The sequence below is a fragment of the Pseudomonas sp. P4_C3 genome, from assembly GCF_056402075.1.
Genome location: NZ_JBFUIC010000647.1, coordinates 1 through 1,188 on the forward strand (window position 1 = coordinate 1; position 1,188 = coordinate 1,188).

2 protein-coding genes are annotated in these 1,188 nt (G+C 54.1%); both read left to right on the forward strand.

Features of this window, described 5'->3' with window-relative positions; all coding sequences use genetic code 11:
• The coding region (earP, locus tag AC1DVH_RS31465; protein ID WP_477757071.1) for an elongation factor P maturation arginine rhamnosyltransferase EarP at positions 1 to 422 on the forward strand (422 nt) is incomplete at its 5' end.
• Between the two features lie 48 nt (positions 423 to 470).
• Complete coding sequence (locus AC1DVH_RS31470; RefSeq protein WP_007943632.1) at positions 471 to 1,040, forward strand: elongation factor P; 570 nt, start codon at positions 471 to 473, stop codon at positions 1,038 to 1,040.
• The last annotated feature ends 148 nt before the right edge of the window (positions 1,041 to 1,188 follow it).

Below are 1,188 nucleotides of genomic sequence, written 5' to 3' on the forward strand. Positions count from 1 at the left end.
CCGTGCATGTGCGTGATGCCTTGACCGTGCAAGTGCTGCCATTCGTCCGCCAGGACCAATACGACTTGTTGCTATGGTGTTGCGATTTCAATGCCGTGCGCGGCGAAGACTCCTTTGTGCGCGCTCAATGGGCCGGCCGGCCATTTCTCTGGCACATCTACCGGCAGGAAGAAGATATCCATCTGGACAAACTCGAGGCCTTCCTCGAAGTCTATATAAAGGGGCTTTCTGAACCTGCGCGGGAGGCGATCAGCGGTCTCTGGCGGGCGTGGAACGCTGGTGAAAAAATAGCCGACCACTGGCAATTCACCCGTAAACACTGGCCAGAGCTGGAAAAACACGCCGAGGCGTGGTGTCTGGAACAGGCCTTGCAGGCCGATCTTGCCACGGCGCTGGTACAGTTTTATGGAAATTGGATATGATACGCGGCCTAGATTTTTGTAAATCCCATCCAAATTCGGATATTCGCAATGAAAACTGGTAAAGAACTGAAACCCGGGACCGTGATTCGTCTCGAAAACGATCCTTGGCTGGTTCAGAAAGCTGAATTCACCAAATCCGGTCGTAACAGCGCGATCATGAAGACCAAGCTGAAGAACCTGCTGACCGGTTACAAGACCGAGATCGTTTACAGCGCCGACGACAAACTGGACGACGTAATCCTCGACCGCAAAGAAGCGACCCTGTCCTTCATCAGCGGCGATACCTACACGTTCATGGACACCACCGACTACACCATGTACGAGCTGAACGCTGAAGACATCGAAGCCGTTCTGCCTTTCGTTGAAGAAGGCATGACCGATGTTTGCGAAGCGATCTTCTTCGAAGAGCGTCTGGTTTCCGTAGAGCTGCCGACCACCATCGTGCGTCAGGTTGACTACACCGAAGGTTCCGCTCGCGGCGACACTTCCGGCAAGGTGATGAAGCCTGCCAAACTGAAGAACGGTACCGAGCTGTCGGTTGCTGACTTCATCGAAATCGGCGACATGATCGARATCGATACCCGCGAAGGCGGTTCCTACAAAGGCCGTGCCAAATAAGCACCGCTTGAGGAATGAAAAAGCCCGACCATTGAGTCGGGCTTTTTTGTGCCTGGATGAAACATCCAGTTCTCCTGTAGGAGCGAGCCTGCTCGCGATGGGCGTTAACGATAACGCGAGCTTCCTGAATGCCCGCGTTGTCTGGGCG